This is a genomic window from Stenotrophomonas sp. YIM B06876, from assembly GCF_030711595.1.
In the GTDB taxonomy this organism is placed as follows: Bacteria; Pseudomonadota; Gammaproteobacteria; order Xanthomonadales; family Xanthomonadaceae; genus Stenotrophomonas.
Map to the genome: position 1 here is coordinate 1 of NZ_JAUJUJ010000103.1, position 2,609 is coordinate 2,609.

Below are 2,609 nucleotides of genomic sequence, written 5' to 3' on the forward strand. Positions count from 1 at the left end.
ATCTCTGGCCGAGGTCGCCCTGCGCGTGCCGCGTGGCGTGGTGTGCCTGCTGTCGGCGCTGCGCGTCCACGGCATCGGCACGCAGGCGCCGTTCGAGGTCTGGATGGCCATTCCGCCACACACACCCACGCCACGCCTGGACCAGCCGGCGCTGCGCGTGGTGCGCATGTCGGGGGCGGCATTGACCGAGGGCATCGAACCGGTCGCGATCGATGGCGTGCAGGTGCCTGTGTTCAACGCGGCCAAGACAGTGGCCGACTGCTTCAAATACCGCAACAAGATTGGTCTGGACGTGGCGCTGGAAGCGCTGCGCGATGGCTGGTCACAGCGCAAGCTGACCATGGATGCGCTCTGGCACTACGCCACGGTAGATCGCGTGGCCAATGTCATGCGGCCTTATCTGGAAAGCATTGCGGCATGAGCCGCAACCTGGGTGCCTCCATCCGCGCTCGCCTGAAGCAGCGCGCCGATGCCACGCAGCAAGACTTCAACCTCACGCTCACCCACTTCGGGTTGGAGCGGCTGCTGTACCGGCTGTCGGTTTCGCCCCATGCTGCCAACTACTTGCTCAAAGGCGCGCTGTTGTTTTCATTGTGGTACGACCAACCGCATCGGCCAACGCGCGACGCCGATCTGCTCGGGTTTGGCCCGGACGACATCGACACCGCTGTGTCGGCGTTCCGCGAGATCTGCCAGATCGCGGTGGAGGACGGCATCGCGTTCGACCCCGCTTCGGTCAAGGGCTCGGAGATCCGCAAGGACGCGGGCTACGGCGGTGTGCGAATCGATCTGCAAGCAAAGCTGGACGGTGCGCGCATCGCGTTGCAGGTGGACATCGGTTTTGGCGATGCGGTTACGCCCACGCCAGAATCGCTGAACTACCCGGTGCTGCTCGAAGACCTGCCCGTACCGCAGCTGCGCTCCTACCCGAAGTACACGGTGGTGGCCGAAAAATTCCACGCCGTGTGCCTGCTGGGCATGGCCAACACCCGCATGAAGGACTATTTTGACCTCTGGGTGATGCTGACGGAAGACGCGCTGGAGCCCGCCGAGATGCGCCGCGCGATCAAGGCCACATTCGCGCGGCGGCAACTGGCGCTGCCCAGCGCCACCCCCTCGGGTTTGAGCGATGCATTTGCGCTGGACACGGCGAAACAAAGACAGTGGGCCGCCTTCCTGCAAAAGAACCGGCTGGAACGCTTGGACCTGGCCGAGGTGCTCGCGCTGCTGCGCAGCCAGTTCCAGAGACTGTCGGGCACGTAAAGAATGCGCATGTTGCAGGCGCAAAGGCGCCGTGGACGGCCCAGCGGGCCCGCCGACACCATTGGCCGTACAAGACGCCAATTCACAAAACCTACGGCAAGATTGCATCAATTTCGATAGCATCAAGCGCTTGCTGCACAAAGGTTTTCAGCGAATTTCACCTGAAACCGGAGAATGCCGCCATGTCTCGAAAGATGGTTCCTGCGCAGGCCGGCGCTGCCATTTTCTGGCGGCAGGCGGGGTAGGAGTTTGATTTGTAAGACAAAGATGCATGTTGTGACACTTCACGCAAGACAAAATTGTCATCTAGTCCTTTGCAGAGGCCTTGCGGTAACAATGTATTGACAGTCTCCAGCGCGTCATCCAGAAGCAGACACTTTTTGTTTCACTCGTCGGCTGGCACGGAACCTGCTGTAATCGTTACGAACCTGGAGAACTCTTCTGCAGGTTTTCATTTGCAATTGACTCCGAGGAGATTTTATGAAGCGCACTCTGCAAAAGGGTTTCACCCTGATCGAATTGATGATCGTTGTGGCGATCATTGGTATTCTGGCTGCCGTGGCTCTGCCGGCTTATCAGGACTACACGGTGCGAGCCAAGGTGTCTGAAGTGATTCTTGCCGCCTCCTCTTGTCGGACTGGTATTACCGAGACGCTGCAGAGCTCCAACGTTGCTAATGTGACCGCAGAACTGCCCAAGGCCTGTGCAGTGGCTGCTAGCAAGTTCGTTACTGCTGGCACTGAGACAGCAGGTGTCCCAGATGCAGGTAGTGCCACTCTGAGCGGCGCAGATGCCAATGGCAAGATTTTCATTGTTGCCAACGCCACTAACTTGACTCAACTGAATGGTGCCAATGTGTTGACGCTGGTTCCTATCCAGACAGGTACGACGGCTGTTGTTGGTACAACAGACGGTGGTAAGACTGTGGCAGGTTGGCGCTGTGGCTTGGCTGCCGACGGCACTAGCATCCCGACTAAATACCTGCCCGCATCTTGCCGCGGTGTTTATCCATAATGCATAGCCACTGTGAATTGCTAAGTTCTTAGCCAATAATTTTGGTGGTTGTAAAGGGCATCTATCAAGATGCCCTTTTATATTTAGGATTAATCGGGGTCAGATTAATCGGGGTCAGAGTCTCATTGATTCGGCGAATGCTCCTCGCTTTGCCGGCGGCGAGCATGGGAAATGTCCTTCCCCTCCGCTGGCCCAGCCCCATCCCGCCTCTCTCATGCACCCCACGTCCCTGCGCAACCTGCTCACCCCGCTGGCCGTGGCGTTGCCGTTCGTGTTTCCGTTCACGCAGCCGCCCATTTCCAACTTCTGGCCGCTGATGGCGGCGTGGGCCT

3 protein-coding genes are annotated in these 2,609 nt (G+C 59.0%); all 3 read left to right on the forward strand.

All coding sequences use genetic code 11. The features are described 5' to 3' along the window. A partial coding sequence (locus QZH66_RS14985; protein WP_305806712.1) for a transcriptional regulator occupies positions 1-421 on the forward strand: 421 nt, incomplete at its 5' end. Beyond that, the gene (locus QZH66_RS14990) at positions 418-1,263 is read left to right on the forward strand and encodes a nucleotidyl transferase AbiEii/AbiGii toxin family protein (protein WP_305806713.1); all 846 of its coding nucleotides are present in this window, start codon (positions 418-420) and stop codon (positions 1,261-1,263) included. The genes QZH66_RS14985 and QZH66_RS14990, both read left to right, overlap by 4 nt. 480 nt (positions 1,264-1,743) lie before the next feature. Beyond that, positions 1,744-2,277, forward strand: a complete 534-nt coding sequence (locus QZH66_RS14995; protein ID WP_305806714.1) for a pilin — start codon at positions 1,744-1,746, stop codon at positions 2,275-2,277. Positions 2,278-2,609: the final 332 nt, after the last annotated feature.

Bases quoted from the DNA above. Each gene is read 5' to 3' on its own strand.
- QZH66_RS14990 (WP_305806713.1), top strand. From the start codon at position 418: ATGAGCCGCAACCTGGGTGCCTCCATCCGCGCTCGCCTGAAGCAGCGC.
- QZH66_RS14995 (WP_305806714.1), top strand. From the start codon at position 1,744: ATGAAGCGCACTCTGCAAAAGGGTTTCACCCTGATCGAATTGATGATC.